The organism is Kitasatospora sp. NPDC001527 (genome assembly GCF_040298605.1).
GTDB lineage: Bacteria > Actinomycetota > Actinomycetes > Streptomycetales > Streptomycetaceae > Kitasatospora.
Window position 1 is genome coordinate 55,608 of the sequence record NZ_JBEPAM010000036.1, and the last position, 26,350, is coordinate 81,957.

A 26,350-nucleotide genomic window follows, 5' to 3' on the forward strand; every position below is an offset into this window, starting at 1 on the left:
AGACCTGACAGGTGGATGACTTCCGTCCCTGGTGGGTCTCCCTCGACGGGCTCGCCGTCGAGCGGCCGGCCCGCGGCGGTTCCGGTCCGGTGTCACCCACCGCGTTTCTCTGCCCGTCCCCCCGCCACATCGACATGCCGCCGGAGTTGCCGACATGCCGTCCAACGACGCCCGGATCCTCCGAGGCGCCGCGATCCCCACTGCGGCCGCCGGAGTCATCGCCATCGCGATCTCCTTCGCCGTCGCCGGGGGCAAGGCCGCGCTCGGTGCCCTCTTCGGAACGCTGCTGGTGATGGCGTTCTTCAGCTCCGGCCAGGTCGCGCTCGACCGGCTGACCAGGTCGAACCCGCACATCATGATGGCCGCGGCGCTCCTGGTGTACACGACGCAGATCCTGCTGGTGGGTGTGGTCCTCGCGGTCTTCAAGGACACCGACCTGTTCAACCGGCAGGCCTTCGCCTTCACGCTGCTCGGCTGCGCGCTGATCTGGACCGGGTTCCAGGTGCGCGGCGCGCTCAAGGCCAAGACCTTCTACGTCGACCCCGAAGCCTCTGAAAAGAAGGCCGAGAAGCCGTCCGACAAGGGGCGTCAACAGTGACGACGCCCCACTGTCCCCCCAACGAGGGGGGCGGTGTTTATGCCGCACTGACGGGCTGCTATCGTCCGTCGCAACAACGGAGTACGGGAAGAGGCCTGGTCTGTCCGCACGGCGGACCGATCGCCCCCCGGATCCGCGCAGTCTTCGATGATCCCGCTTCGGTGCAGCGCACTGCCGCGCGGGGTCGGCGAGAAACCCATCAAGTTCCAGTGCCGCCCCGTGGTCGCAGGCCACGCCGACACACCGAGGTTGCCGTAACCATGCGTCACGACGAAGGAGTCCGTGGTGAGTGCTGAACTCACGTCCCTCGCCTCAGGCAGTTGCCACTTCGGGGACGCTGGCTGCGGCTTCCCGGCCCCTGGCCTGAACGAGTTCCAGTTCGAGCCGATTTTCTCCATCGGCAGCTTCGAGTTCAACAAGCCGATGCTGCTGTCGATCATCGTCGCAGCGCTGGTCGTCGTGTTCTTCTGGGCCGCGTTCGCCAAGCCCAGGCTGGTCCCCGGCAAGCTGCAGCTGGTCGGTGAGATCGGCTACGACTTCGTCAAGCGCTCCATCGTGCTGGAGACGATCGGCAAAAAGGGCGAGAAGTACGTCCCGATGCTGGTCTCGATGTTCTTCTTCGTGTGGCTGCTGAACATCATGTCGGTCATTCCGTTCGCCCAGTTCCCGGTGACGGCGGCGATCGCGTTCCCGGCCGGCCTGGCCGCGATCGTGTGGATCACCTACATGACGCTGACCTTCAAGAAGCACGGCTTTGTCGGCGGTCTCAAGAACCTCTGCTGGCCCTCGGGCATCCCCGGCTGGGTCATGTTCATCCTGGTGCCGATCGAGTTCTTCTCGAACATCTTCGTGCGCCCCTTCACGCTCGCGGTCCGAGCCTTCGCGAACATGTTCGCCGGCCACCTGCTGATCGTGATGTTCTCCATCGCTTCCTGGTACCTGCTCAGCCCGACCCTGGGCGCGCTGTACGGCTCGGCCTCGTTCGTCGTCGCCGTCGGTCTGACCGCCTTCGAGCTGCTGGTCCAGTTCCTGCAGGCCTACATCTTCGTGATGCTGGCCAGCAGCTACATCGCCGGTGCCCTGGAAGAGGCGCACTGAGCCAGGGGCCGCCGAGGCCCTCTTGAACCACCCCCGGAACGCCCGGTGGCCAATCACCACCGGTTCACCATCCCCGCAAAGGACACATTGCAATGAGCATGCTCGCTGAGGTCGGCGTCTACGGTTCCGTCGCTTCCATCGGCTACGGCCTCGCCGCCATCGGCCCCGGCATCGGTGTCGGTCTCATCTTCGGTAACGGTGTCCAGGCCATGGCCCGCCAGCCCGAGGCCGCGGGCCTGATCCGCGCCAACATGTTCATCGGCTTCGCGCTGACTGAGGCGCTCGCCCTCATCGGCATCGTCATGCCGTTCGTCTTCGGCCAGGGCCCCAAGTAATCCCGGCGTAGACCCTTCGAGGAAGGTCCAGATATGAGCATCGCGGCTCACCTCGCGGAGGAGGGGGAGATCATGAACCCCCTTCTGCCCGCATGGCCCGAGATCATCATCGGCCTGCTCTGCTTCTTCATCGTCTTCGGGATTCTCGGCAAGAAGCTCCTCCCCAGCATCGAGAAGGTGCTGTCGGAGCGCCGGGACGCGATCGAGGGCGGCATGGAGCGCGCCGAGGCCGCTCAGGCCGAGGCCCAGGCCACGCTTGAGCAGTACCGTGCCGAGCTCGCCGAGGCGCGTCACGAGGCTGCTCGCATCATCGAGCAGGCTCGCGAGCAGGGCGCCGCCCAGCTCGCCGAGATGCGCGAGGAGGGCCAGCGCCAGCGCGAGGCCATCGTCGCCGCCGGCCACGCCCAGATCGAGGCCGACAAGAAGCAGGCCACCGCCGCCCTTCGCCAGGACGTGGGCTCGCTCGCCACCCAGCTGGCGTCCCGCATCGTGGGTGAGTCCCTCGAGGACCAGGCGCGCCAGAGCGGTGTCGTCGACCGCTTCCTGGACGAGCTGGAGGCCAAGGCCGCCGTTGCTCAGGGTGCGGCCAAGTGATCGGCGCCAGCCGCGAGGCGCTCGCCGCCGGGCGGCAGAACCTGGAGAGCCTGACCGACTCCACCTCGGTGGACGCGGCCAAGCTCGCCGAGGAGCTCACCGCCGTCACGGCCCTGCTGGACCGTGAGGTGTCGCTCCGCCGCGTTCTGACCGACCCGTCGCGGTCGGGCCAGGACAAGGCTCAGCTGGTCTCCTCGCTGCTGACCGGCCAGGTCTCCGGCGAGACGGCCGACCTGGTCTCCGGCCTGGTCCGGTCCCGCTGGTCGGGCGCCCGCGACCTGGTCGACGCCACGGAGCAGCTGGCCGCGTACGCCGAGGTCATCGCCGCCGACAAGGCCGGTGCCCTGGACGACGTCGAGGACGAGCTCTTCCGGTTCGGCCGGGTGGTGAGCGGCTCGCACGAGCTGCGCGCCGCGCTGACCGAGCCCAAGGCCGGCGCCGTCGCCAAGGCGGCCCTGATCAAGAAGCTGCTCGGCGGCCGCGCCCACGCGGGCACCGTGCGGCTGGTCACCAACCTGGTCAACAACCCGCGTGGCCGTAGCCTGGAGCAGGGGCTGGAGTCCTACTCCAAGCTCGCCGCCGCCCGGCGCGACCGTGTGGTGGCCCTGGTCACCACCGCGGTTCCGCTGTCGGACAGCCAGAAGGAGCGCCTGTCGGGTGCCCTCGGCCGGCTGTACGGCCGCCAGGTCCACCTGAACATCGACGTCGACCCCGAGGTCGTCGGTGGTGTCCAGGTGCAGATCGGTGACGAGATCATCGACGGCACCGTGTCGAGCCGCCTGGAAGGCGCTCGCCAGTCGCTCGAAGGCTGAGCACCCAAGCAGCACATCCGACCCTCGGTCGGGAACCGGCTCCACCGGAGTCGGGAAATCGTACGGCCGGTTCATACGACCCGGCCGAGAGTCGAGTACTTGCGGCCCTCAATGGCGGGCCGAGGATCGCAAACTAGGAGAGCAGGGAAGCCTGATGGCGGAGCTTACGATCCGTCCGGAGGAGATCCGGGACGCGCTGGCCGACTTTGTCCAGTCGTACCAGCCGGACGCCGCCTCTGTGGAAGAGGTCGGCACGGTCACTGACGCGGCGGACGGTATCGCCCATGTCGAGGGCCTGCCCTCGGTCATGGCGAACGAGCTGCTGAAGTTCGAGGACGGCACGCTCGGCCTCGCGCTGAACCTCGACACCCGCGAGATCGGTGTCGTCGTCCTCGGTGAGTTCGGCGGCATCGAGGAGGGCCAGACGGTGCGCCGCACCGGCGAGGTCCTCTCCGTTCCGGTCGGCGACGGCTACCTCGGCCGCGTCGTGGACCCGCTGGGCAACCCGATCGACGGCCTGGGCGACATCGCCGCGACCGGCCGCCGCGCCCTGGAGCTCCAGGCTCCGGGCGTCATGGCCCGCAAGTCGGTCAAGCAGCCGCTGCAGACCGGCATCAAGGCCATCGACGCGATGACCCCGATCGGCCGCGGCCAGCGCCAGCTGATCATCGGTGACCGCCAGACCGGCAAGACCGCGGTGGCCGTCGACACGATCATCAACCAGCGCGACAACTGGCGCTCGGGCGACCCGGAGAAGCAGGTCCGCTGCATCTACGTCGCCGTGGGCCAGAAGGGCTCCACCATCGCGTCCGTGCGCGGCGCCCTGGAGGAGGCCGGCGCGCTGGAGTACACCACCATCGTGGCCGCTCCCGCCTCCGACCCGGCCGGCTTCAAGTACCTCGCCCCGTACACCGGCTCGGCCATCGGCCAGGAGTGGATGTACGACGGCAAGCACGTCCTGATCATCTTCGACGACCTGTCGAAGCAGGCCGAGGCCTACCGCTCCGTCTCCCTGCTGCTGCGCCGCCCGCCGGGCCGCGAGGCCTACCCGGGTGACGTCTTCTACCTGCACTCCCGCCTGCTGGAGCGCTGCGCCAAGCTGAACGACGCCCTGGGCGGCGGCTCGATGACCGGTCTGCCGATCATCGAGACCAAGGCCAACGACGTCTCGGCGTACATCCCGACCAACGTCATCTCCATCACCGACGGCCAGTGCTTCCTGGAGTCCGACCTGTTCAACGCCGGCATCCGCCCGGCCGTGAACGTCGGTATCTCGGTCTCCCGCGTCGGTGGCTCCGCCCAGATCAAGGCCATGCGCTCGGTCGCCGGCCGTCTGCGTCTGGACCTCGCCCAGTACCGTGAGCTCGAGGCCTTCGCCGCCTTCGGTTCCGACCTGGACGCGGCCTCCAAGGCCCAGCTGGAGCGCGGTGCGCGCATGGTCGAGCTGCTGAAGCAGGGCCAGTACCAGCCGTTCCCGGTCGAGGAGCAGGTCGTCTCCATCTGGGCCGGCACCAACGGCAAGCTGGACGACGTCCCGGTCGCCGAGATCCGCCGCTTCGAGCGCGAGTTCCTGGACTACGTCCGCCTGCAGCACAAGGACCTGCTCGCCGGCATCGTCGAGACCGGCCTGCTGGCCGACGGCACCGTCGACGCGCTGACGAAGGCCATCGAGTCCTTCAAGGCGGGTTACCAGACCGCTGACGGCAAGCTGCTCTCCGAGCAGGCCTGAGTCCGGTAGCGAGGGAAAGGACGTAACGACCCATGGGAGCACAGCTTCGGGTCTACAAGCGCCGGATCCGCTCTGTCACCGCGACGAAGAAGATCACCAAGGCGATGGAGATGATCTCCGCGTCGCGCATCGTCAAGGCGCAGCGCGCGGTGGCCGCCTCCACTCCGTACGCCGATGAGCTCACCCGGGCGGTGACGGCGGTGGCCACCCGGTCCAACGCCAAGCACCCGCTCACCACCGAGAACCCGAGCGCCTCGCGCGCCGCGGTCCTGCTGGTCACGGCGGACCGCGGTCTGGCGGGCGGCTACTCGACCAACGCCATCAAGGCCGCGCTGACGCTCACCGAGCGCCTGCGCACCGAGGGCAAGGACGTGGTGACGTACATCGTCGGCCGCAAGGGCGTCTCGTACTACGGCTTCCGCAACCTCAAGGTCGCGGACTCGTGGACGGGCTTCTCCGACAAGCCGACCTACGGGGACGCGAAGACGGTGGCGGCCGAGCTGATCGAGGCCTTCACGGCGGAGACCGGCGGTGTGGACGAGCTGCACCTGATCTCGACCGAGTTCGTGTCCATGCTGACGCAGAACGCGGTCGAGGCCCGGCTGCTGCCGCTGAAGCTGGACGAGGTCCAGCTCAGCGACCAGACGTCGGCCAAGGCGGAGATCTTCCCGCTGTACGACTTCGAGCCGTCGGCGGAGGGCGTCCTGGACGCGCTCCTGCCGCGCTACGTCGAGAGCCGGATCTACAACGCGCTGCTGCAGTCGGCCGCCTCCGAGCACGCCGCCCGCCGCCGCGCCATGAAGAGCGCGACGGACAACGCCGGCGAGCTCATCAAGTCGCTCACGCGGCTTGCCAACTCGGCCCGTCAGGCCGAGATCACCCAGGAAATCAGCGAGATCGTCGGTGGCGCGAACGCCCTGGCCGACGCTAGCGCGGGGAGCGAATGAGTATGACCACCACTGTTGAGCCGACCACGGCGACGGGCCGCGTCGCGCGGGTCATCGGCCCGGTCGTCGACGTGGAGTTCCCCGTCGACGCGATCCCGGACATGTTCAACGCCCTGCACGTCGAGGTGGACAACCCCGACGGCTCGGGCAAGAAGACCCTGACCCTCGAGGTCGCCCAGCACCTCGGCGACGGCATGGTCCGCGGCATCTCGATGCAGCCGACCGACGGCCTGGTCCGCGGTTCGCAGGTCACCGACACCGGTGCCGCCATCTCGGTGCCGGTCGGCCAGATCACCAAGGGCAAGGTCTTCAACGCCCTCGGCGACGTGCTGAACGTCGACAAGGACGAGTTCGAGTCGCAGGTCCAGGTCCGCTGGCCGATCCACCGCAAGGCCCCGGAGTTCAAGGACCTCGAGTCCAAGACCGAGATGTTCGAGACGGGCATCAAGGTCATCGACCTGCTCACCCCGTACGTCACCGGTGGCAAGATCGGTCTGTTCGGTGGTGCCGGTGTCGGCAAGACCGTTCTGATCCAGGAGATGATCTACCGCGTCGCCGAGAACTTCGGTGGTGTGTCGGTGTTCGCCGGCGTCGGCGAGCGCACCCGTGAGGGCAACGACCTCATCGACGAGATGGTCGACTCGGGCGTTCTGGACAAGACCGCGCTGGTCTTCGGCCAGATGGACGAGCCGCCGGGCACCCGTCTGCGCGTCGCGCTCTCCGCGCTGACCATGGCGGAGTACTTCCGTGACGTCGAGAAGCAGGACGTGCTCCTCTTCATCGACAACATCTTCCGGTTCACCCAGGCCGGTTCCGAGGTGTCGACCCTGCTCGGCCGTATGCCCTCCGCGGTGGGTTACCAGCCGAACCTGGCCGACGAGATGGGCCTCCTGCAGGAGCGCATCACCTCGACCCGCGGTCACTCGATCACCTCGATGCAGGCGATCTACGTCCCCGCGGACGACCTGACCGACCCGGCGCCGGCCACCACCTTCGCCCACCTGGACGCGACCACCGTTCTGTCGCGTCCGATCTCGGAGAAGGGCATCTACCCGGCCGTCGACCCGCTGGACTCCACGTCCCGCATCCTCGACCCGCGGTACATCGCGCAGACCCACTACGACACGGCCATCCGTATCAAGGGGATCCTGCAGAAGTACAAGGACCTCCAGGACATCATCGCGATCCTCGGTATCGACGAGCTGTCCGAGGAGGACAAGGTCACGGTCCACCGTGCCCGCCGCATCGAGCGCTTCCTCTCGCAGAACACCTACGTGGCGAAGCAGTTCACCGGTGTCGAGGGTTCGACCGTGCCGCTGTCGGAGACCATCGAGGCCTTCAACGCGATCGCGGACGGCAAGTACGACTCCGTCCCGGAGCAGGCCTTCTTCATGTGCGGTGGCATCGAGGACCTCGAGAAGAACGCCGCCGAGCTGGCCAAGAAGTAGTCCGGCCGGTAGCAGCCGAGCGTGATCGTGAGGGGTGGGCCCCAACCCTGGGACCCACCCCTCGCGTCGCATCGGCTGTGATTCCGGTCAAATCCGTGCCGCCGGTTTCATGCCGGGGGCGCGGGCCCGTTATTCTTACCGAAACTCCCGAGTAATCGGGCGTTGCATGAGCCTAGGAGCCCACGTTGGCTGAGCTGCACGTCGAGCTGGTCGCAGCCGACCGCAAGGTGTGGTCCGGTGCGGCCACCATCGTCGTCGCCCGTACGGCCTCCGGTGACACCGGCATCATGCCGGGTCACACCCCGGTGCTGAGCGTGCTGGAGACCGGTCCGGTCACCATCCGCACCACGGACGGCAACACCGTGATCGCCGCGGTGCACGGCGGCTTCATCTCCTTCGCCGACAACAAGCTGTCTCTGCTCGCGGAGATCGCCGAGCTGGCGGACGAGATCGACGTCGCGCGCGCCGAGCGCGCACTGGACAAGGCCAAGTCCGACCTGGACGCGCACGCCGAGCGGCGCGCCGAGGTCCGGCTGTTCGCGGCGCGCGGCCACAAGGCCCACGCCTGAGTGTGCCGGACCCCGCCCGAGCGGGGTCGACCGACGGTCCCGGGGACGCGTGAGCGTGACCCCGGGACTGTCGTCTCAGTTGGTAGGTACGCGGTCGCCGGGACGACCGACACGGGGAACGCGGGTAGCGAGGAGGTAGGTGAGCATGGTCCTCGCCCTTGTGGTGTGTGCGGCGGTCGTGGCGCTCGGTGTGATCGGGCTGGTCGCGTTCGCGGTACGCCGCCGTGTGATCCAGCGGGTCGGTGGCACGTTCGACTGCAGCTACCGGCTCAAAATGCCGGCCGACGCCTCGACGCAGCCCGACCTCGACGAGAACGGCCAACCCACCCCGGCCCCGGTCCCGCAGACCGACGGCAAGGGGTGGGTTTTTGGTATCGGCCGGTACAGCGGGGACTCCATCGAGTGGTTCCGGGTGTTCTCGTACGCCCCGCGTCCGCGCAAGGTGCTGCCGCGCCGGGAGATCGAGGTGCTCGGCCGGCGCTACCCGGAGGGGCAGGAGGAGCTGGCCCTGCTCTCCGGTTCGGTGGTGCTGCGCTGCCTGCACAACGGCGCCCCGCTGGAGCTGGCGATGAGCGAGGACGCGCTCACCGGCTTCCTCGCCTGGCTGGAGGCGGCCCCGCCCGGGCAGAGGGTCAACGTCGCCTGACCGGGGCAACGGGGGGCGACCCGCCCGGCTAGGCTGGCCGCATGGTCAATCTGACGCGCATCTACACCCGCACCGGCGACGACGGCACCACCGCGCTGGGCGACATGAGCCGCACGACCAAGACCGACCCGCGGCTGGTCGCGTACGCGGACACCAACGAGGCCAACGCCGCGATCGGCGTGGCGATCGCGGCCGGCGCACTGCCCGAGGACGTCGTCACCGTGCTGACCCGGGTGCAGAACGACCTCTTCGACGTCGGCGCCGACCTGGCCACGCCGGTGGCCGAGAACCCGCCCTCGTCCCATTCCAGGGCGGCCCCGCCGCTGCGGGTCCTGCAGTCCTACGTCGACAGGCTGGAGACGGACTGCGACCACTACCTGGAGACGCTGGAGAAGCTCCGCAGCTTCATCCTCCCCGGCGGCACCCCGGGCGCCGCGTACCTGCACCTGGCCTGCACCGTGGTGCGCCGGGCCGAGCGGGCGACCTGGGCGGCGATCGACACGCACGGGGACACCGTCAACCCGCTGACCGCCAAGTACCTCAACCGGCTGTCCGACCTGCTGTTCATCCTGGCCCGCTCGGCCAACAAGGAGCGCGGCGACGTGCTCTGGGTGCCGGGGGAGAACCGCTGAGCCCTGGCATTCCAGCGGCTCGGCGGCTCGGCGGTCCGGCCGCTCAGCGGTCCGACCGCTCGGGGATCTTCCAGCCGGTGATCCGGCCGTCCTCGACGATCGCGCCGGCCGGGGGCTGCTTGGGCCAGAGCGTGTAGCTGACGGCGATCGCCGTGTTCACCACCGCGGCGATGCCCAGCTTCCAGTACCACTGGTCGAACACCTCGCTCCCGGGGGCGTCCGTGAGCAGCTTCAGCGCGGTGATCAGGGTGATCGTGATCGCCGCAGAGACCAGGGTGCGCAGGCAGATCTGCCATTCGTAGCGGCTCCGCCCGGCGCCGTACTTGGGCGCCGGCAGCGGCTTCGGCCCGCCGGCGAAGCGGTGCAGGAAGCGGGCGTCGGCCCAGCGGACCACGGACGGGCCGTAGCCGATCGAGAAGCCCAGGTAGCTCGCGGCGAGCGCGTGCGTCCAGGAGGCGGTGGCGCCGCCGCGCAGGTCGAACAGGGTGAGGAGGAAGAGCACGAGGTCGATCACGGGCAGCCCGACCAGCAGGACGGTGCTGACCGCGCGCCACCGCAGCAGGTAGCGGGTGGCCAGGCCCAGGGCGAGGACCACCCAGAAGGCGACCTCGGCGGAGAGGATGAGTGTGACGATCATGGTCTGCTCCGGCGCTCGGTGATGCCTCCAGACTCCCGGAGCACCCTCGCGCGCGCGTCGTCGCCGGGGACGGGTCCGGGGTGCACCTTTCGATGTACCCGGACTCCTCCCGGCACCCGAGCCGGGCGGCGGGCCGGGATGATCTGATGGGGGCGTGCGCAGACCGACACCCACCCCACGGCAGGTCGACGCGGGCATCGCGCTCGCCGGCCTGCTCGGCGGGCTGCTGCTGATCGCCTTCCAGGTGTACGACCACTCCTCGGCCATCCCGCGCTGGCAGGTGCTGCCCGCCCTGTTCGCGATGGCGGGCCTGGAGCTGTTGCGGCGGACCAGACCGATCCTGATCGCGGTCCTCGGCGGACTGGTCTTCACCGGGAGCATCTTCTCCGGTGCCCTGCTGGCGACCACCATCATGTACACCGACCTGCTCTACGCGGCGGTGGTGTACGGCCCCCGCCGGATGTCGCCGATCCTCCACCTCAGCGGCACCACCTCGGTGCTGGTGCTGACCACCCTGACCTTCGTCTACAGCGAGCCGGGCACGGCGGTCACGGTGGCGGTGGTCACCACCCTGGTCTTCCTCGGCCCGCTGTGGACCGCCGACATCGTGCGCAAGCACCGGCAGGAGGCGGAGACCCAGCGGCTGCGGGCGGAGCAGACCGCGCTGCTCTCGGAGATGGACCGGCGCGAGGCGGTCGTCGCCGAACGGGCCCGGATGGCCCGCGAGTTGCACGACGTGGTGGCCAACCACCTGTCGGCGATCGCGATCCACGCGACCGGTGCGCAGTCGATGGCGCGCCGTCAGCGCCGGCCCGCGGACGACCCGGTGGTGGAGGTGCTCGGGGTGATCCGGGAGAACAGCGTCCAGGGATTGGCCGAAATGCGACGCATCATCGGGCTGCTGCGCGACAGCGGCGGCGGCGAGGCCGACGCGTCGTACGCCGCGCCGGACCTGGCGGCGGTGGACGCGCTGCTCGCCAAGGCGCGGGCGGCCGGGCGGGACGTCGGGCTGGGCTTCGAGCTGGCCGAGCGCGGTGAACGGGGCGCGCTGCCGGTGCCGGTGGAACTGGCCGCGTACCGGATCGTGCAGGAGTCGCTGACCAACGCGCTCAAGCACGCCGGCCCGGGGGAGGTGCGGGTGGTGCTGGACTTCCGGCCCGAGGAGCTGCGGATCGCCGTGGACAGCCCGTTCCGGGTGGGGGCGGGGCAGGCGCTGCCGGGTGCGCGGGCCGGACTGGTCGGCATGGCGGAGCGGGCCTCGCTGCTGGGCGGCAGCTTCGAGGCGGGGCCGCGGGACGGCAGGTGGAGCGTGCGCGCGATGCTGCCGCGGACGCTGTCGACGGAGGAAGGAACGGGACGGGCATGACGATCCGGGTGCTGGTCGCGGAGGACCAGGCGGCGGTCCGGGCGGCGCTGGTGATGATCCTGCGGGCGGAGCCCGACCTGGAGGTGGTCGGGCAGGCGGCGGACGGCGAGGAGGCCGTCCGGCTGGCGCTGGAGCTGCGGCCGGACGTCGTCCTGATGGACGTGCAGATGCCGCGGCTGGACGGCGTCTCGGCGACCCGCCAGGTGGTGGCGGCCGGGGCGGCGCAGGTCCTGGTGCTGACCACCTTCGACCTGGACGAGTACGTCTACGGCGCGCTGCGGGCCGGGGCGGCGGGCTTCCTGCTGAAGGACCTGGAGGCGGACGCCCTGGTCGAGGGCATCCGCACGGTGGCGCGCGGGGACGGCATGCTGGCGCCCTCGGTGACCCGGCGGCTGATCGGCACCTTCGCCCGCCCGGACCGGACGGTGGGCCCCGAGGTGCGGGCGGCGGTGGACGGGCTGACGCCGCGCGAGCGGGAGGTGCTGGCCTGCATCGGCGCCGGCCTGTCGAACGGTGAGATCGCCGCGCGGCTGGCGATGGCGGAGGCGACCACCAAGACGCACGTCAGCCGGATCCTGGCGAAGCTGCGGCTGCGCAGCCGGGTGCAGGCGGCGATCCTCGCCCAGGATCTCGGTCTGATGATCTGATCGACCGATTTGCTCAGGTGATCAGGTCGGTCGCAGATCACACCTCCGGATGGCACCACGGGCGGCGTCCGGGGACTAAAGTCCGGCCCATGAGCGATGCGGCTCGGCGGGTGACCCCTGCCTTGAGCCGCCTTCAGGGCCCGCCCATCCGGGCGGCGACGGCATCGGGAGACCCAGCCATGAGCAGTGCGTCCAGCAAGCAGATCGCCGTGATCGGTGCCGGCCTGATGGGCGCCGGCATCGCCCAGGTCTCCGCCCAGGCCGGGCACCCCGTGGTCCTGCGCGACGTGACCGAGGAGGCGCTGCGGCGCGGCCTCGACGGCATCCGCGCCTCCTACGACAAGTTCGTCTCCAAGGGCAGGCTCACCGCCGAGGACGCCGAGGCGGCGCTCGGCCGGATCACCACCACCACCGACCTGGGCGCGGTCGCCGAGGCCGACATCGTGGTCGAGGCCGTCTTCGAGCAGCTGGACGTCAAGGAGGGCGTCTTCAAGGAGCTCGACAAGCTCGCCAAGGACGGCGCGGTGCTCGCCTCCAACACCTCCGCCATCCCGATCACCCGGATCGCCGCCGCGACCTCGCGCCCCGAGTCGGTCGTCGGCGTGCACTTCTTCTCGCCGGTGCCGCTGATGAAGCTGGTCGAGCTGGTCCGCGGCTACAAGACCAGCGACGAGACGCTGGCCGCCGCCCGGGCCTTCGCCGAGGGCGTCGGCAAGGAGGTCGTGGTGGTCAACCGCGACGTGGCCGGCTTCGTCACCACCCGCCTGATCACCGCGCTGGTCGTCGAGGCCGCCAAGCTCTACGAGTCGGGCGTCGCCACCGCCGAGGACATCGACACCGCCTGCCGCCTCGGCTTCGGCCACCCGATGGGACCGCTGGAGACCGCCGACCTGACCGGCGTGGACATCCTGCTGCACGCCGCGCGGAACATCTACAACGAGACCCAGGACGAGAAGTTCGCCGCCCCGGAGATCATGGCGCGCATGGTCACCGCCGGTGACCTCGGCCGCAAGAGCGGCCGCGGCTTCTACCCGCACCCGGGCAAGTGACCCCGCGCGGCTGAGCAGCCGAGCAGCCGGGCAGGACGGGCCACCCGGCCCGCCCTGCCAGGGGCGGGTGAGTTTCCTCACGCCGGTGCCGCAGACGGGTGATTTGGGCGGTAATCGAGCGTAGGTGTGGAGAGTTCCTGCGTATATTCCCTCGGAAGAGTGAAGTTGCTTCAGATCCGGCCACAACCAGCAACCCAGGGGGCCGGCTCGCCGTCAGATGGATGACGGGGAACCCGGCATTCCGGCCGGGGCCGGCGCGTGGGGCCGCGGGGCCCGCCCGGCGCCCGGTTCGCCACCGCCCCTCCTCCGGCCCGAGACCGGCGACACCCGCACCCGCCGACACCCGCACACCACCCGCCCGTACACCCGCACACACCCGTACCCCAGGCCCGCCCCGCGGAGGAGGAGAGCATGCGCATCACCGGCGACCACGCGGCGCTGGCCATCGAAGGCCGCCTCGACGTGCGCACCGCCGCCGACGCGCGGGCCCTGCTGCACCAGGCCGTCGACGGCGGGCTCGGCGACCTCGTCCTCGACCTTGCCCGGCTGGAGTTCTGGGACGCCACCGGCCTGGGCGTGATCATGGGCACCCACCGCCGGGCCGGCCGGATCGGCCGCCGCCTGGTGCTGCGCTCCGTCCCCGCCCAGCTCCAGCGCCTGCTGGTGGCCACCCGGCTGCACCGCATCCTCGCCGTCGAGGGCGCCACCGCCGACCCCCGAGGCGCCACTCTTCCCGCCCTCTGACCCCTCCGGCCCGCTCCTGCCCCTCCCGGGGCCCGACGGACCCCGCCCGCACCCCCGCGGGCCCCGAACCGCCGCACCACGGCGGCGGGAGGACGCTGCGCGGGCGGGGGCGGATGTGCGAGAGTCTGGCGTCAGGACACGGCCCGCACGGCCCGGCCTTGCCGGGGCGGCGGCCGGTACGGGTTGACGGCGCGAGCGTGGGGCGGAGCAGAACGTGGCACAGCCAACCGGTGACTTCCGGCAGGAGTCCGTGCGCACCCGGAGCGGTGAACTGGTCTCCGGGGGACTGCTGGTGACCGTCGGCGGCCCCGAGGGCTCCGAGGTGCGGCCCTGCCCCGAGGAGTGGCGCCCCCGGCCCCGCCGTACCGACCCCGGCGCGCCCGCCCGCGGCCCGGCCGGCGACGCCGGCCGCCAGGTCGGCCCGCTCGCCCTCGGCGCCGGGCCCGCCGACCTGCCGCTGTTCGACCGCGAGGCCGACATCGCCCAACTGCTCGAACTGCTCGCCGAAGGCCGGTCCATACGCCTGGTCGGCCAGGCCGGCTCCGGCCGCAGCGCCCTGCTGTCCGCCGTCGCCGAGGCGGCCGGCGGCCTCGCGCCCGGCGGCGTGGTCCGGCTCTGCGGCCACCGCCGCACCGCCGCCGACCTGCTCCAGGACCTCTTCGCGGCCACCCACCACGCCCCCGGCTACCGGCCCGATCCCGGTCAGCTCGTCGACCACCTCGCCCGGGTCGGCGCGATCGTCGTCATCGACGAGGTCGCGCCGGTCGGCGCCGAACTGGAGGCGATGCTCGGCGCCGCCCCCGACTGCGCCTTCCTGATCTCCGGCGCCCCCGACGGCCCGCTGCTCCCGGCGGACTCCCGGCTCCAGGACCACCTGGTCGCCGGCCTCTCCCGGCCCGCCTGCCTGGCGCTCGCCGCCCGGCTGGCCGGGCGGCCCCTGGACGCCGCCGAGAAGGCCTGGGCGGTGGACCTCTGGTTCGAGTCCGAGGGCCTGCCGCTGCGCTTCGTCCAGGCCGCCGCGCTGCTGCGCCAGCGCGACGTCGCGGTGGACGCGCTGGTCGCCGCGGAGGAGGACCGGATGGACGTCTTCGGCGCGGTCGAGGAGCCCGCCCGCCACCCCGACCCGGCGGTCCGCGAGGCGGCGTGGCGCGACACCGTGCCGCTGCCCTCGGTCGCCGAGTCCACCCTGCCCGCCGTCCGGCTCGCCGAGGGGCTGAGCGAGACCGCGCAGACCGTGCTGCGGCTGGCCGTGGCACTCGGCGGCGAGTGCCCCACCGCCCCGCACCTGCCCGCGCTGATCGACGTCGGCCAGGGCGAGAGCGCGCTCGCCGAACTCACCGACGCCGGGCTCGCCGTCTCGATCGGCGGCCACCACCGGCTCACCGCCGGGGCGCTGGAACTGCTCGTCCCGCACTGGCCGGCCCGCGGCATCACGGACGGCGCCGCCCAGCACTTCGCCTGGTGGGTCGGCCACTCCTCGGTCTCGCTGCCGCAGATCGCCGCCGAGGCCGAGGTGGTGATCGGCGTGCTGCTCGCCGACCGGGCCGCCGGACGGCACGACGCGGTGCTGCGGCTGGCCCGGGCGGCGGCCCCCGCGCTGGCCCTGGCGCTGCGCTGGGGCGCCTGGGAGCGCGCCCTGCGGCTCGGCCTGGAGGCCGCCCGGCGGACCGGTGCCCGGGCCGACGAGGCCTGGTTCCACCACGAGTTGGGCGTGTACGCCGTGTGCGCGCACGAACCCGGCCGGGCCGGAGCCGAGTTGGAGGCCGCGCTGGCACTGCGCGGCGCGCTCGGCGAGCCGCGCGGGACGGCCGGGGCGCGCCGGATGCTCGACCTGCTGCGCGCCGAGGGACGGCAGCTGCCGCCGGCCGCGCCGGCCAAGGCGGCGCCGGTCCGCCGCCCCGGGCTGCGGGCCGTCGCCCGGGTGCCGCTGGGGTTCGGGAGCAGGCGCGCCGCGATCGCGGCCTCGGCGGCGGTCCTGGCGCTGGGCGTGCTCGGTACGGCGGTCGGCATGACCGTGGCCGGGGACGGGAAGGGCAACGACCCGCACAGCAGCAGCGACGACGGTTCCGTCCTGCCCGGCGCGGGCACCTCGCCGCGCTCCGGCTCGCCGCGGCCCTCGGCGTCCTCGCCGTTCGCCCCGTCCTCGTCGGCCGTGCCGCCCGCCGAGGGGCCCTCGGACGGGGGCACCGCGCAGGCCTCGGAGGCCCCGGAGGACGAGAGCGCGCCGAGCGGCGGCGCCACGGCCTCGCGGACCCCCTCCGGCTCGCCGTCGGCCTCGGCCTCGAAGCGGCCGAGCCGCTCGCCGAGCCCGGGGGAGAGCACCACGGCCGCCCCCGCGCAGCCCTCGGCCCCGAACCCGCCCCAGCCCCCGGCGGGGGGCACGGGCGGTGGTACGGCGGGCGGGTCGGGCGGCGGCACGGGCGGGACGGGCGGCAGTACGGGTGGCGGTGGGACGCAGCCCGGCGGGAGCACCGGCAGCGGGGGTCAGCCGACCGGCGAGACCAGTCCGCCCCCCGCCACGACGGCCCCGACGACCCCGGCGCCCACGCAGCCCGGCACGCCCGCGCCGACGACGACGCCGCCGGACTCGGCGAGCCCGACGGCGTCCGCGACGTCCCCGTCGCCCAGCGGCAGCTGACCGCTCAGAACAGCTTCAGCTTGTCGTCGTCGATGCCGCGCAGCCCGTCGTAGTCCAGGACCACGCAGCCGATGCCGCGGTCGGTGGCCAGCACCCGCGCCTGCGGCTTGATCTCCTGCGCGGCGAAGACGCCCTTCACCGGTGCCAGCAGCGGGTCGCGGTTGAGCAGCTCCAGGTACCGGGTGAGCTGCTCGACGCCGTCGATCTCGCCGCGCCGCTTGATCTCGACGGCGATCGTCGTGCCGTCCGCGTCGCGGCACAGGATGTCCACCGGGCCGATCGCGGTCGGGTACTCGCGGCGGATCAGCGACCAGCCGGCGCCGAGCACCTCCATCCGGTCCGCGAGCAGCTCCTGGAGGTGGGCCTCCACGCCGTCCTTGATCAGGCCGGGATCCACGCCGAGCTCGTGCGAGGAGTCGTGCAGCACCTCCTCCAGCGTGATGATGAGCTTCTCGCCGGCCTTGTTCTCCACTGTCCAGACCCCGTCGGCCTCCTTGAGGACGCACGGCGGGGACATCCAGTTGAGCGGCTTGTAGGCGCGGTCGTCGGCGTGGATGCTGACGCTGCCGTCGGCCTTGACCAGGATGAGCCTGGTGGCGGAGGGCAGATGGGCGGAGAGCCGACCGGCATAGTCGACTGAGCAGCGGGCAATTACGAGACGCACGGTCGACCACGCTAGCCCACCGGGGCCAGTTGATGCGATTCCACGACGACCGGGTGAAGAATCCGCGAACCCCGCCACCATGGATGCCCTGCGAACCCGCGAATGCCTGTCGGCACCCTGGCGGCCACCACCATAGGCCGCTACGGTGTGTGACGGATTGCTTGCGGGAGTGCTGTCAACGGGGATGGAGACTTCAGATGAACGATCCGACAGGATCAGGCCAATGTGGTGCACCCGGGCGCATTCCCGGAGCAATCCGCAGGAATCACCGGCCTGGCTCGTCGTTGACTGCCACGCTGTTCTGAGCGGCCGACGCCCCCGGCCCAGTCCCTCGACGGGCCGGCGGCGCCCCCGCGTCGGCGCGGTGCCGGCAACACGGCCGTCCGGCGGCGTCACACCCGTCCGACGGTGTTCCGGACACGTACGCGTCCCCACCCTCACCCTCAGCTTGGACTTGGACCACGCATCACCACCCGGGCGCCGCGCGGGTGGACCGCGAGAGGAGAACCCATGTCGCTCGACGTCTCACCGGCCCTGCTGGAGAAGGCCGAGCGGGACGAGGTCGACGAGCGGGAGTTCGTCGACTGCGTCCGCGTCTCCCTGCCCTACGCCTGGGACCTGATCAGCTCGCTGGTCGCCCAGACGGAGGTCGACGGCACCGACTTCGCCGACAACCAGGTACCGCCGCCCAGCGAGCAGGCCCGAGGCCAGCTCCTGCGGGCACTCGCCAGCAACGCCATCCGGGGTGCCCTGGAGCGGCACTTCGGTGTCCAGCTGGCCTTCCAGAACTGTCACCGGGTGGCGGTGTTCCGGCCGTCCTCCGCCAACAAGAGGCGCTACGAGCGCTTCACCTCGGTCCGCGAACAGCTGCTCAACCAGTCCGACGAACTCCGCGACTGCTGAAGGATCGCCCGGCGGGGGTCAGCTCAGCTGCGGCAGCACCTCGGAGCCGAGCCGGCCGATGTTGTGCAAGGTCGCCTCCCGGTCGCCGCTGCCCTCGGCGAGCAGGGCGAACCGGCGGATGCCGGTCCGTTCGGCGGTGGCCAGCAGCCGGTCCGCGCACTGCCTGGGCGTCCCGACGGCGTGCAGGTCGCAGAGCAGTTCGGTGTACTGGCGCGGGTCGCGCATCTTGCGCTCCCGGCCGTCCACCGTGCGGTGCGCGCCGAGCCCGAACTCGAACCAGCCGGGCATCGCGCGCAGCAGGGTGGCCCGGGCCGCCGAGGTGCGGTCGTCGACCTGGGCCACCCCGGCCGCGACGTGCTGGAGGCCGACCCGGCGCAGCTGCTCCTCGCCGCGTCCGGCCGCCAGCCAGGCGGAACGATACAGCTCCAGCATCCGCAGCTTGTCGTCGTCGCCGGAGTGCATGCCGAGCAGCATCGGCAGGCCGCGTTCGGCGGCGGTGCGGACCCCGTCGGGCGAGGTGCAGGCGACCACCACCGGTGGTCCGGCCGGCGGGCGCCCGGCGGTGGTGAGCTGCTCGTCGGCGGGGCCGTCGGCGTCCTGGCGCTGACGGGGGAAGCGCAGCACCCCGGTCCGGTCGTCGAGGCCCAGCCAGGCGCCGAGGTCGGGACGGCGGGGCGGTTCGGTGGCCCGGGGGACCACGGCCACCTCGGGGAAGCTGAACTGCGGCCCGGCCGCGCCCACCCGGGAGCCGCGCAGCCAGCGCAGCAGCAGGTCGAGCCGCTCCGGGAAGCCCCCCTCGAAGGCGTCCACGCCGCCGCCGAACACGTCCAGGTCGATCCACGGGCCGCCGCGGCCCACTCCGAGCGTGAAGCGTCCGCCGGAGGTGAGGTGGAGCAGCGCGGCCTGTTCGCCGAGGGCCACCGGGTGCGCGGTGGAGAGCACGCTGACCGCCGTGCCGACGCCGATCCGCCTGGTCCGGCCGAGCAGCAGCGCGGCCAGTGTGGCGGCGTTCGGGCAGACCCCGTACGGGACGAAGTGGTGCTCGGCCAGCCAGACGCTGTCCAGTCCCGCCCGCTCGGCCGCGACGGCGGCGCGCACCGTGCGGTCCAGTGCCTCCCCGTGCGTCTGGCCGGGGAACTGCGCGGAGAGCAGGAACGCGCCCACCCGGACCGGTGCGGTGTCCGCGGTGGCGGTGCCGGCGCGCTGGATCGCCGGTAGCGGCGTGCCGGCCGGCGGGCGGACCCCGACGGGCCGGCGGGTCTCGGCGCGGGCGCTGGTTCTGGTCATTCTGAGGCCTCCTCGGGTGCGCGCAGGGTCTGCGGGCCCCGCCTGTCCCCTCGTGAGTAGCCGATGTCATGTGCCAATGGCACGCCGGAGCACCAATTTCCCGGAGAAACGGGTGGATCTCCCAGGAAACACCCGATCATCCTCCGATGCCGTGATAGTGGCCCGGCCGGGTGGCGCCCGGCCGTAGGCTGGAACGGTTCCCGCACCCCGTAGAGAGGTAGCCGCCGTGTCGCCCCGACGCAACCGGATCAAGAGCGCCGCCGACCGCGACCCGGCCGAGCCGGCCGCGCCGCTCGGCGGCTCGCTGCGCCGGACCGAGAACTACCGGGGCGAGGACTGGGTGGTGCAGACGGTCGCCGGAACGGCCGGCCGGTACTACCGCTGCCCGGGCTGCGACCAGGAGATCCCGCCCGGCGTGGGCCACGTGGTGGCCTGGCCGATGCACGGCGCGGGGGTGGACGACCGCCGGCACTGGCACCGGGCCTGCTGGGGCGCTCGGGAGCGCCGGGCCTCGAACCTGCTCCGCGGCCGCGGCGCTCCCCGGTACTGACCCGCCGGCGCTCAGGCGTCGCGCTTCTTCAGCACCATCGCCCCGCCGACCAGCGCGGCCAGTGTCCAGGCCAGGCAGATGACGAAGCCCGCCCACGGCCCGTACGGCTGGTCCTGCTGCTCGTAGACCAGCAGCATCCGGGAGCCGGCGTAGTCGGGGAAGTAGTGGGCGACGGTCTTGGCACCCGGCACCGCCGAGAGGATCGGCGAGAGCAGGAAGAAGAACGGCACCAGCACACCCAGCGCCAGGGTCTGGTTGTGCAGCATCGCGGTGACGCCGGCCGAGAAGAGGCAGAGCATCGTGAGGTAGAGCGCGGCGCCGAACACCGCGCGCAGCACGTGCGGTTCCCCCAGTGAGGTGGAGTGCTCGCCGAGCAGCGCCTGGCCGGTGAAGAAGGTGAGGAAGGCCGTCACCAGCGAGACGGCGAGGGCGAGCCCGCCGAGCACCACGGCCTTGCCGGTCAGCAGGGTGCCGCGCTGCGGGACGGCGGCCAGGGTGACCCGGATCATCCCGCTGCTGTACTCGTTGCCGATCGCCAGCACGCCGAAGACGATGATGGCCAGTTCGCCGAGCATGATGCCGGCGAAGGAGGTGCCGGTGGCGTCGAACGGGGAGGTGTCGCTCCGGAACTCCTCGAAGTTGTTGTTGGTGAGCAGCGACAGCAGGGCGCCGACGCCGAGGGTGACCACGAAGGTCAGCGCGAGGGTCCAGACCGTCGAGCGGACGCTGCGGATCTTGGTCCACTCGGAGCGCAGGATCGCGGGGAAGGACGCCATCTCAGTTCTCCTCCGTGCCGCGGGGGGCCGGCTGTGCGGCCCGGTCGTTCCGCCAGTCGGCGCCCCAGGCGCGGGGCGCGCCGGCCGCGTCCTGGCGCGGCCCGTCGCCGGCGTGGTACTCCACCGCGTCGGCCGTCATCTGCATGAACGCCTCCTCCAGCGAGGCCTGCTGCGGGCTCAGCTCGTGCAGCACCACGCCGTTCGCGGCGGCCAGCTCGCCGAGCGCGGCGAGGTCGCCGTCGACCACCTCGTAGGAGCCCTCCGGACCGGGTTCGTGCCGCAGTCCGGCGCTGGCCAGAGCGTCGAGCAGCCGCTCGGGCTGCGGGCTGCGCAGCCGCACGGCGGAGCGGGAGTTGCGGCGGATGAACTCGGCCATCGGCAGGTCGGCGAGCAGCCGGCCCCTGCCGATGACCACCAGGTGGTCGGCGGTGACGGCCATCTCGCTCATCAGGTGGGAGGAGACGAAGACCGTGCGGCCCTCGGAGGCGAGGCGCTTCATGAGGTTGCGGATCCAGAGGATGCCCTCCGGGTCGAGGCCGTTGACCGGTTCGTCGAACATGACGATCTCCGGGTCGCCGAGCAGCGCGCTGGCGATGCCCAGGCGCTGGCCCATGCCGAGGGAGAAGCCGCGGGCGCGTCTGCGGGCGACCGGGGTGAGGCCGACCAGGGCGAGCACCTCGTCCACCCGTCGCTCGGGGATGCGGTTGCTCTGGGCGAGCCAGAGCAGGTGGTCGCGGGCGGTGCGGCCGGGGTGGACGGCCTTGGCCTCCAGTAGCGCTCCGATGTACTTGAGCGGTTCGCTGAGCTGTCCGTACCTCCTGCCGTCGATGGTGACCCGGCCGCCGGTCGGGCGGTCCAGGTCGAGGATCATGCGCATGGTGGTGGACTTGCCGGCGCCGTTGGGCCCGAGGAAGCCGGTGACCACCCCCTGCGGGACCTTGAAGCTCAGCCGGTCCACGGCCAGGGTCTTGCCGTAACGTTTGGTCAGGTCGTGCAACTCGATCATGGAGCTCTCCCTCACTCTCCGTCAGGCTATGACATAGCGGACAAGGCGGCCCGCTGAGTGGGCCCGCCGGGCGCACCGGCATACGGTGGCCCCATGACCCAGCTCCCCTCCGCAGTGTCGTTCCGCGAGAGCGGCACCGGAACACCCCTCGTGCTGCTGCACGCCTTTCCGCTCAACGCCGCCATGTGGTCCGCCCAACTGCGCGAGCTGCCCGGCCGGGCCGGGGACCGGGCCCGGGTGATCGCCCCCGACCAGCGCGGCTTCGGCGGCACCGGGCTCGGCCCGGAGGAGCCCGCGCTGGAGACCGTCGCGGACGACCTCGCCCGGCTGCTGGACACCGCCGGGATCGACCGGGCGGTGCTCGGCGGGATCTCCATGGGCGGCTACGTGGCGATGGCCTTCGCCGAGCGGCACCCGGACCGGCTGGCCGGCCTGCTGCTGGCCAACACCAAGGCCACCGCCGACCCGGAGGCCGCCAGGGCGAACCGGGAGCGGATCGCCTCCGCCGTGCTGGCCCGCGACAGCGTCCGGCTGCTGCTGGACGAGCGGATGGCGAACGGTCAGCTCGGCCCCGAGTCGCAGCACCTGGCCGACCGGGTGCGGGAGATGATCGCCGCCGCCCCGCCGGCCGCCGTCGCCTGGGCCCAGCGGGCCATGGCGGCCCGCCCGGAGCGCCTCGACGTGCTGGCCGGGCTGCGGGTGCCGGCGGCCGTGGTGGCGGGCGCGGACGACGCGTTGATGCCGCTCGACGAGGCGGAGCGGATGGTGCGGGCGCTGCCGGACGCGGAACTGACGGTGCTCCCCGGGGTGGGCCACCTGAGCGCGATCGAGGCGCCGGAGGCGTTCGACGCGGTGGTGCTGCGGCTGCTGGAGCGGGTGGCGGCGGGATGAGGGAGGAGCAGGCGGAGACCGGCGGCTGGGACTTCTCCGCGCTGGAGGTGACCGGCCGGATGCCGGTGACCAACCGGGGCGAGGGGCTGCTCGAACTGACCCTGGAGCCGCTGGGCGAGGACTACTGGATGCGCCCGGGGGAGACGTTCATCGTCACCTCGTACGGGGACTACGGCCCCGGGCACCCCTTCGAGGTGCAGTACTGGCCGGACTCGGTGTCGGTCTGGTGCACCTCGTGGTTCGGGACGGTCTCGGACGACGAGGGCAACCAGCTGAGCTGCGGGCACCAGCGCCCGGACGGCGCCTACCCGCGCTAGAGGACCGCGGAGAGCGGACGGCCCCCGCCCGGGGAGGGCGGGGGCCGTCGGGGCCTGCGGGCCGCGTCAGCGCGACTGCTGGGCGGGCACGCCCATGGTGTCGTCGTTCGGCAGCGAGGCGGCGGCCACGGCCGCGCCGGTCAGCGTCGCCAGCATCTCGCGGACGTTGGTCAGCTGGGCGTTGATGCTGTCGCGGCGGTTGGTGAGCGCCGCCAGCTCGCGCTCGGATTCGCTGCGGATGCGGTCGGCCTTGGCGTTGGCGTCGGCCACGATGTCCTCGGACTGGCGCTGGGCCGTCTCGACGGTCTGGCGGGCGCGGCGCTCGGCGTCGGTGCGCAGCTTCTCGGCCTCCAGGCGCAGCTGCTCGGCGCGGTGCTCGATCTCGGCCAGCCGCTTCTCGGCCTTGGCCTGACGGGCGGCCAGGTCGCGCTCGGACTGCTCGCGGCGCTTGGCCAGGTTGGTCTCGAACTCCAGCGCGGCCTGGGCGGCCTTGGTGCGGGTCTCCTCGAAGAGGGCGTCCGCCTCCTCGCGCTTGTTCTGGGCGTCCTTGTTGGCCTCGGCGCGCAGCTGGGCGGAGTCGCTCTTGGCCTTGTCGACGATCCGCAGACCCTCGTCCTCCGCCTTGGCCTTGCGGTCCTTGGCGTAGTTCTCGGCCTCGGTGCGGACCTGCTGGGCGGCCGCCTCGGCGAGCTCGCGGTGCTGCTCGGCGGCGCGGTGCGCCTCCTCGCGCAGGTCCTTGGCCTCCTCCTCGGCGAGCCGCAGGATCTTCTCGACCCGGGCGCCGAGACCGGCGTACGACGGCTCGGACTCGGCGACCGCCGCCTGGGCGGTCTGGGTCTCCAGGTGGAGCTCCTCGATACGCTTCTCGAGGGCGCTGATCCGGGTCAAGGCACTGTCACGGTCGGCCACCAGCTTGGTGATCCGCTCGTCGACCTGGGCGCGCTCGTACCCACGGCGCACCAGGTCGAAGCCGTGAGGGGAGTGACTGTCGCTCATGGGGTTCTGGGCTTCCTGTCGTCAAACCGCTGAGGTGGTTGAGGGAATCCTGACACGGTACCGGAGTGTCGGCGACGAAACGCCGTTGTCCCGCGGACAATGTCCGCTCAATCGGGTGGTGCGCTCTTGGAGCGATTGCCGCCCGACCGGGGAGAGCCAATTCCGGCACCAGCCTTGGCACCCCCGTCCTTCTTGCTGCTGCTTCCCCCGTTGGTCTGTGCGACCGGTGACGGCGCCTCGAAGGCCTCCAGCGCGGACAGCACGTCCTGCACCCTGGAGATCTCGGTGTTGATGTCCTTGCGGCGGCGCACCAGTTCGTCCAGCTCGCGCCGGCCCTCGTCGGTGGCCCGCTCCGCCTCGGCCCGTGCCTCGGCGAGCAGCCGCTCGGCCTCCGCCTTCGCCAGTTCGATCTGCTCGTCGGCGGCCCGGTCGGCGGCCCGCAACCGCTTCTCGGCCTCGGCCGAGGCCGACTCCAGCCGCTCCTCCGCCTCGTCCTGAGCGGACTTCAGCTTGGCCTCGGCCTTGATGATCAGCGCCTCGGCGCGGTCGGTGGAGCCGGAGAGCTTGGTCTCGGCCTCCTTCAGCAGGCCCTCCGCCTTGCGGACGGCCGAGAGGCGGACCTTGCTGGCCTCGGCGGACGCCTCCGAGGTCAGCTCGTTGGCCCGGTCCTCGGCGGCCGCGACCAGCGCCGCCGCCCGGTCCTCGGCCTCGGCGACGGTGGCCACCGCCTGCTCCTCGGCCTCGGTCAGCTGCTCCTGGGCGGCCGTCACCAGCGCGTCCACCCGCTCGCCGGCCGACTTCATGGCCTGTGCGTTCTCCTTGCGGGCGCGCTCGTGCAGGGCCTCCACCTCGGCGTCGGTGCGCTCGCGCAGCTCCTCGGCGCGCTCGCGGATCGCGGTGGCGTCCCGGCGGGCCTCGGAGAGCAGCGCGTCGGCGTCGGCCCGGCCCTTCTCGACGGCCTCCTGCCCGGCGGCCTCGCCGCCGGCGACCAGCCGGTCGGCCTCCTTGCGGGCGGCGGCGACCATCGCGTCCGCCTGCTCCTCGGCGGCGGCGGTGGTGGCCAGCGCGGTGGTCCGGGCGTCCTCGCCGAGCGCCTCGGCGTCGGCGAAGGCCTTCTCCAGCACGGACTTGGCCCGCTCGCGGGTGGCCTTGTCGAACTGCTCGGCGGCCTCGCGGACCTCGGCGTCGTAGGCGTCGGCGCGGCCGTGGGTGGCCCTGTCGTACTCGTCGGCGAGGGTGCGGGTGGCGAGCGCGTACTCCTCGGCCTCGGCGCGCAGCGCGGCGGCGAAGTCCTCCGCCTCGGCGACGGTCGCGGCGGCCCGCTCCTCGCCGGCGGCCACCGTCCGGGCGGCCAGCTCCTCGGCCTCGGCGCGCTGGTGCTCGGCGGCCTCCTGGGCGGCGCGCAGGGTGTCCTCGGCCTCGGCGCGCAGCTGCTCGTCGTAGGCCTGCGCCTCGGCGCGCTGACGGGCCAGCTCGGCCTCGGCGGCCTCGCGGTCGGCGGCCAGCTCCAGTTCGGTCTGCTCGCGCAGCGCGGTCGTCTCGGCGGCGGTCCGGGCGCGCAGGTCGGCGGTCTCCCGCTCGGCGCTCTCGCGCAGCCGTGCCACGTCCTGTTCGGTGCCGGCGCGCAGCTCGGCGGTCTCCCGGTCGGCCAGCGCCCGCAGCTCGGTGGTCTCCCGGTCGGCGGTGTCGCGCACCTCGGCGGCGGCCCGTTCGGCCTGCTCGCGCAGCTCCTCGGCCTCCTGCTCGGCGGCGGCCCGCAGCTCGGCGATCTGCTGGGAGGCGGTCTCGTGCAGCCCGGCCACCGACTGGCGGACCTCGGCGGCCTCCTCCTCGGCGGCCTCGACCAGGGCGGCGGCCTCGGTCCGGCCGGCCTCGATGAGCTGCTCGCCGTCGCGCCGGGCCCGCTCCAGCTCCTCGCCGGCCTCGGTGCGGATGGCGGCGGCGGTGGCGCGCGCCTCGGACAGCTCGCGGCCGGCCTCGGCGCGGACCGTCTCGGCCTGCTCCTCGGCGAGCGCCAGCTCGGCGGCGCCCCGCTCGCGCAGCTCCTTGGCGGCGGTCTCGGCCTCGGTGCGGCGCCGCTCGGCGGCCGTCTCGGCGGCCTCGCGGACGGCGGCGGCCTCGGCGGCGGTGCGTTCGGTGAGTTCCTTGGCCGCCGTCTCGGCTTCGGTGCGGACGTGTTCGGCGTGGGTGTCGGCGGCCTCGCGGACGGCGGCGGCCTCGGCGGCGGTGCGTTCGGTGAGTTCGGTGGCGGCGGTCTCGGCCTCGGCGCGGCGCTGTTCGGCGGCGGTCTCGGCGGCTTCCAGCGCGCGTTCGGCCTCGGCCTGCAGGCGGGCCGTCTCGGCGGCGGTGCGTTCGGTGAGTTCCTTGGCGGCCGCTTCGGCTTCGGTGCGGACGTGTTCGGCGTGGGTGTCGGCGGCCTCGCGGACGGCGGCGGCCTCGGCGGCGGTGCGTTCGGTGAGTTCGGTGGCGGC

The 26,350-nt window shown here is 72.5% G+C and carries 27 protein-coding genes; 20 read left to right on the forward strand and 7 right to left on the reverse strand.

The window, feature by feature from the left end:
* Positions 1 to 154 precede the first annotated feature (154 nt).
* The 11 genes from ABT238_RS27245 (at position 155) to ABT238_RS27295 (ending at position 9,408) form a co-directional block, all read left to right on the forward strand.
* Complete coding sequence (locus tag ABT238_RS27245) at positions 155 to 598, forward strand: Cg1360 family ATP-synthase-associated protein (RefSeq protein ID WP_350562601.1); 444 nt, start codon at positions 155 to 157, stop codon at positions 596 to 598.
* Between the two features lie 285 nt (positions 599 to 883).
* Positions 884 to 1,696 (forward strand): F0F1 ATP synthase subunit A, encoded by an 813-nt coding sequence (gene atpB, locus ABT238_RS27250; protein ID WP_350562599.1) that lies wholly within the window; start codon positions 884 to 886, stop codon positions 1,694 to 1,696.
* 92 nt (positions 1,697 to 1,788) lie between these two features.
* A complete protein-coding gene (gene atpE, locus ABT238_RS27255; protein WP_350553043.1) occupies positions 1,789 to 2,031 on the forward strand; it encodes an ATP synthase F0 subunit C in 243 nt (80 codons plus the stop codon).
* Positions 2,032 to 2,064: 33 nt separating this feature from the next.
* Positions 2,065 to 2,625, forward strand: a complete 561-nt coding sequence (locus ABT238_RS27260) for a F0F1 ATP synthase subunit B (RefSeq protein ID WP_350562597.1) — start codon at positions 2,065 to 2,067, stop codon at positions 2,623 to 2,625.
* Positions 2,622 to 3,437, forward strand: coding sequence for a F0F1 ATP synthase subunit delta (locus ABT238_RS27265; protein WP_350562595.1), 816 nt, complete (start codon positions 2,622 to 2,624; stop codon positions 3,435 to 3,437). Before ABT238_RS27260 ends, ABT238_RS27265 begins: the two co-directional genes overlap by 4 nt.
* A gap of 154 nt (positions 3,438 to 3,591) precedes the next feature.
* Positions 3,592 to 5,166: a F0F1 ATP synthase subunit alpha gene (atpA, locus tag ABT238_RS27270; RefSeq protein WP_350562593.1), complete on the forward strand. Its 1,575-nt coding sequence runs from the start codon at positions 3,592 to 3,594 to the stop codon at positions 5,164 to 5,166.
* Positions 5,167 to 5,198: 32 nt separating this feature from the next.
* The gene (locus tag ABT238_RS27275; RefSeq protein ID WP_350795097.1) at positions 5,199 to 6,113 is read left to right on the forward strand and encodes a F0F1 ATP synthase subunit gamma; all 915 of its coding nucleotides are present in this window, start codon (positions 5,199 to 5,201) and stop codon (positions 6,111 to 6,113) included.
* A 2-nt stretch (positions 6,114 to 6,115) separates the two neighbouring features.
* Entirely contained in the window at positions 6,116 to 7,561 is a 1,446-nt protein-coding gene (atpD, locus tag ABT238_RS27280) for a F0F1 ATP synthase subunit beta (RefSeq protein WP_350562589.1), read from the forward strand.
* 185 nt (positions 7,562 to 7,746) lie between these two features.
* Complete coding sequence (locus tag ABT238_RS27285; RefSeq protein WP_350562587.1) at positions 7,747 to 8,130, forward strand: F0F1 ATP synthase subunit epsilon; 384 nt, start codon at positions 7,747 to 7,749, stop codon at positions 8,128 to 8,130.
* Positions 8,131 to 8,275: 145 nt separating this feature from the next.
* The gene (locus tag ABT238_RS27290) at positions 8,276 to 8,776 is read left to right on the forward strand and encodes a DUF2550 domain-containing protein (RefSeq protein WP_344324216.1); all 501 of its coding nucleotides are present in this window, start codon (positions 8,276 to 8,278) and stop codon (positions 8,774 to 8,776) included.
* Positions 8,777 to 8,817: 41 nt separating this feature from the next.
* A complete protein-coding gene (locus ABT238_RS27295) occupies positions 8,818 to 9,408 on the forward strand; it encodes a cob(I)yrinic acid a,c-diamide adenosyltransferase (RefSeq protein ID WP_350795123.1) in 591 nt (196 codons plus the stop codon).
* 43 nt (positions 9,409 to 9,451) lie between these two features.
* On the opposite strand, the gene ABT238_RS27300 is transcribed toward ABT238_RS27295, so the two are convergent.
* The gene (locus tag ABT238_RS27300; protein ID WP_350562583.1) at positions 9,452 to 10,045 is read right to left on the reverse strand and encodes a hypothetical protein; all 594 of its coding nucleotides are present in this window, start codon (positions 10,043 to 10,045) and stop codon (positions 9,452 to 9,454) included.
* Between the two features lie 154 nt (positions 10,046 to 10,199).
* On the opposite strand from ABT238_RS27300, the gene ABT238_RS27305 reads away from it, so the two are divergent.
* The 5 genes from ABT238_RS27305 to ABT238_RS27325 all read left to right on the forward strand — a co-directional run bounded on the left by ABT238_RS27305 (position 10,200) and on the right by ABT238_RS27325 (position 16,489).
* Complete coding sequence (locus ABT238_RS27305) at positions 10,200 to 11,411, forward strand: sensor histidine kinase (RefSeq protein ID WP_350562581.1); 1,212 nt, start codon at positions 10,200 to 10,202, stop codon at positions 11,409 to 11,411.
* Positions 11,408 to 12,058: a response regulator gene (locus tag ABT238_RS27310; protein ID WP_350562579.1), complete on the forward strand. Its 651-nt coding sequence runs from the start codon at positions 11,408 to 11,410 to the stop codon at positions 12,056 to 12,058. Before ABT238_RS27305 ends, ABT238_RS27310 begins: the two co-directional genes overlap by 4 nt.
* Positions 12,059 to 12,237: 179 nt before the next feature.
* Positions 12,238 to 13,107, forward strand: a complete 870-nt coding sequence (locus tag ABT238_RS27315) for a 3-hydroxyacyl-CoA dehydrogenase family protein (RefSeq protein ID WP_350562577.1) — start codon at positions 12,238 to 12,240, stop codon at positions 13,105 to 13,107.
* 411 nt (positions 13,108 to 13,518) lie between these two features.
* Positions 13,519 to 13,851 (forward strand): STAS domain-containing protein, encoded by a 333-nt coding sequence (locus ABT238_RS27320; RefSeq protein WP_350562575.1) that lies wholly within the window; start codon positions 13,519 to 13,521, stop codon positions 13,849 to 13,851.
* 214 nt (positions 13,852 to 14,065) lie between these two features.
* Positions 14,066 to 16,489: an ATP-binding protein gene (locus ABT238_RS27325; RefSeq protein WP_350795158.1), complete on the forward strand. Its 2,424-nt coding sequence runs from the start codon at positions 14,066 to 14,068 to the stop codon at positions 16,487 to 16,489.
* 4 nt (positions 16,490 to 16,493) lie between these two features.
* Here ABT238_RS27325 and nucS read toward each other — a convergent pair whose 3' ends face one another.
* A complete protein-coding gene (gene nucS / locus ABT238_RS27330) occupies positions 16,494 to 17,153 on the reverse strand; it encodes an endonuclease NucS (protein WP_350562571.1) in 660 nt (219 codons plus the stop codon).
* Between the two features lie 510 nt (positions 17,154 to 17,663).
* Between nucS and ABT238_RS27335 the strand changes: the two genes are divergently transcribed.
* Positions 17,664 to 18,056 carry an SCO5389 family protein gene (locus tag ABT238_RS27335; RefSeq protein ID WP_350562569.1) on the forward strand — a complete coding sequence of 131 codons (393 nt, stop codon included), beginning with the start codon at positions 17,664 to 17,666 and terminating at the stop codon, positions 18,054 to 18,056.
* 18 nt (positions 18,057 to 18,074) lie between these two features.
* Here ABT238_RS27335 and ABT238_RS27340 read toward each other — a convergent pair whose 3' ends face one another.
* Positions 18,075 to 19,343, reverse strand: coding sequence for an LLM class flavin-dependent oxidoreductase (locus tag ABT238_RS27340; protein WP_350562567.1), 1,269 nt, complete (start codon positions 19,341 to 19,343; stop codon positions 18,075 to 18,077).
* 226 nt (positions 19,344 to 19,569) lie between these two features.
* Between ABT238_RS27340 and ABT238_RS27345 the strand changes: the two genes are divergently transcribed.
* Complete coding sequence (locus ABT238_RS27345; RefSeq protein WP_350562565.1) at positions 19,570 to 19,893, forward strand: Rv1322 family protein; 324 nt, start codon at positions 19,570 to 19,572, stop codon at positions 19,891 to 19,893.
* Between the two features lie 11 nt (positions 19,894 to 19,904).
* Here ABT238_RS27345 and ABT238_RS27350 read toward each other — a convergent pair whose 3' ends face one another.
* Both ABT238_RS27350 and ABT238_RS27355 read right to left on the reverse strand, forming a co-directional pair.
* Complete coding sequence (locus ABT238_RS27350; RefSeq protein WP_350562563.1) at positions 19,905 to 20,669, reverse strand: ABC transporter permease subunit; 765 nt, start codon at positions 20,667 to 20,669, stop codon at positions 19,905 to 19,907.
* Between the two features lies 1 nt (position 20,670).
* Positions 20,671 to 21,675 carry an ABC transporter ATP-binding protein gene (locus tag ABT238_RS27355; protein ID WP_350795189.1) on the reverse strand — a complete coding sequence of 335 codons (1,005 nt, stop codon included), beginning with the start codon at positions 21,673 to 21,675 and terminating at the stop codon, positions 20,671 to 20,673.
* 93 nt (positions 21,676 to 21,768) lie between these two features.
* Between ABT238_RS27355 and ABT238_RS27360 the strand changes: the two genes are divergently transcribed.
* On the forward strand, positions 21,769 to 22,566 hold the full coding sequence (locus ABT238_RS27360) for an alpha/beta fold hydrolase (RefSeq protein WP_350562558.1): 798 nt from the start codon (positions 21,769 to 21,771) through the stop codon (positions 22,564 to 22,566).
* Entirely contained in the window at positions 22,563 to 22,883 is a 321-nt protein-coding gene (locus tag ABT238_RS27365) for a hypothetical protein (RefSeq protein WP_350562556.1), read from the forward strand. The genes ABT238_RS27360 and ABT238_RS27365 overlap by 4 nt, the downstream gene beginning before the upstream one ends.
* 66 nt (positions 22,884 to 22,949) lie before the next feature.
* On the opposite strand, the gene ABT238_RS27370 is transcribed toward ABT238_RS27365, so the two are convergent.
* Positions 22,950 to 23,879, reverse strand: coding sequence for a coiled-coil domain-containing protein (locus tag ABT238_RS27370; RefSeq protein WP_350562554.1), 930 nt, complete (start codon positions 23,877 to 23,879; stop codon positions 22,950 to 22,952).
* Between the two features lie 107 nt (positions 23,880 to 23,986).
* Positions 23,987 to 26,350 (reverse strand): polarized growth protein Scy-related protein (locus ABT238_RS27375; RefSeq protein ID WP_502891467.1); only part of this gene is annotated, 2,364 nt, incomplete at its 5' end.

What these genes read in the sequence shown, in the direction of transcription:
- ABT238_RS27315 (WP_350562577.1), top strand. Translation starts at nt 12,238, where the DNA reads ATGAGCAGTGCGTCCAGCAAGCAGATCGCCGTGATCGGTGCCGGCCTG.
- ABT238_RS27300 (WP_350562583.1), bottom strand. Translation starts at nt 10,045, where the DNA reads ATGATCGTCACACTCATCCTCTCCGCCGAGGTCGCCTTCTGGGTGGTC.
- ABT238_RS27350 (WP_350562563.1), bottom strand. Translation starts at nt 20,669, where the DNA reads ATGGCGTCCTTCCCCGCGATCCTGCGCTCCGAGTGGACCAAGATCCGC.
- ABT238_RS27360 (WP_350562558.1), top strand. Translation starts at nt 21,769, where the DNA reads ATGACCCAGCTCCCCTCCGCAGTGTCGTTCCGCGAGAGCGGCACCGGA.
- ABT238_RS27355 (WP_350795189.1), bottom strand. Translation starts at nt 21,675, where the DNA reads ATGATCGAGTTGCACGACCTGACCAAACGTTACGGCAAGACCCTGGCC.
- ABT238_RS27370 (WP_350562554.1), bottom strand. Translation starts at nt 23,879, where the DNA reads ATGAGCGACAGTCACTCCCCTCACGGCTTCGACCTGGTGCGCCGTGGG.
- ABT238_RS27295 (WP_350795123.1), top strand. Translation starts at nt 8,818, where the DNA reads ATGGTCAATCTGACGCGCATCTACACCCGCACCGGCGACGACGGCACC.
- ABT238_RS27310 (WP_350562579.1), top strand. Translation starts at nt 11,408, where the DNA reads ATGACGATCCGGGTGCTGGTCGCGGAGGACCAGGCGGCGGTCCGGGCG.
- ABT238_RS27290 (WP_344324216.1), top strand. Translation starts at nt 8,276, where the DNA reads ATGGTCCTCGCCCTTGTGGTGTGTGCGGCGGTCGTGGCGCTCGGTGTG.
- ABT238_RS27275 (WP_350795097.1), top strand. Translation starts at nt 5,199, where the DNA reads ATGGGAGCACAGCTTCGGGTCTACAAGCGCCGGATCCGCTCTGTCACC.
- atpE (WP_350553043.1), top strand. Translation starts at nt 1,789, where the DNA reads ATGAGCATGCTCGCTGAGGTCGGCGTCTACGGTTCCGTCGCTTCCATC.
- atpD (WP_350562589.1), top strand. Translation starts at nt 6,116, where the DNA reads ATGACCACCACTGTTGAGCCGACCACGGCGACGGGCCGCGTCGCGCGG.
- ABT238_RS27365 (WP_350562556.1), top strand. Translation starts at nt 22,563, where the DNA reads ATGAGGGAGGAGCAGGCGGAGACCGGCGGCTGGGACTTCTCCGCGCTG.
- ABT238_RS27320 (WP_350562575.1), top strand. Translation starts at nt 13,519, where the DNA reads ATGCGCATCACCGGCGACCACGCGGCGCTGGCCATCGAAGGCCGCCTC.
- ABT238_RS27335 (WP_350562569.1), top strand. Translation starts at nt 17,664, where the DNA reads ATGTCGCTCGACGTCTCACCGGCCCTGCTGGAGAAGGCCGAGCGGGAC.
- ABT238_RS27340 (WP_350562567.1), bottom strand. Translation starts at nt 19,343, where the DNA reads ATGACCAGAACCAGCGCCCGCGCCGAGACCCGCCGGCCCGTCGGGGTC.
- ABT238_RS27245 (WP_350562601.1), top strand. Translation starts at nt 155, where the DNA reads ATGCCGTCCAACGACGCCCGGATCCTCCGAGGCGCCGCGATCCCCACT.
- atpA (WP_350562593.1), top strand. Translation starts at nt 3,592, where the DNA reads ATGGCGGAGCTTACGATCCGTCCGGAGGAGATCCGGGACGCGCTGGCC.
- ABT238_RS27260 (WP_350562597.1), top strand. Translation starts at nt 2,065, where the DNA reads ATGAGCATCGCGGCTCACCTCGCGGAGGAGGGGGAGATCATGAACCCC.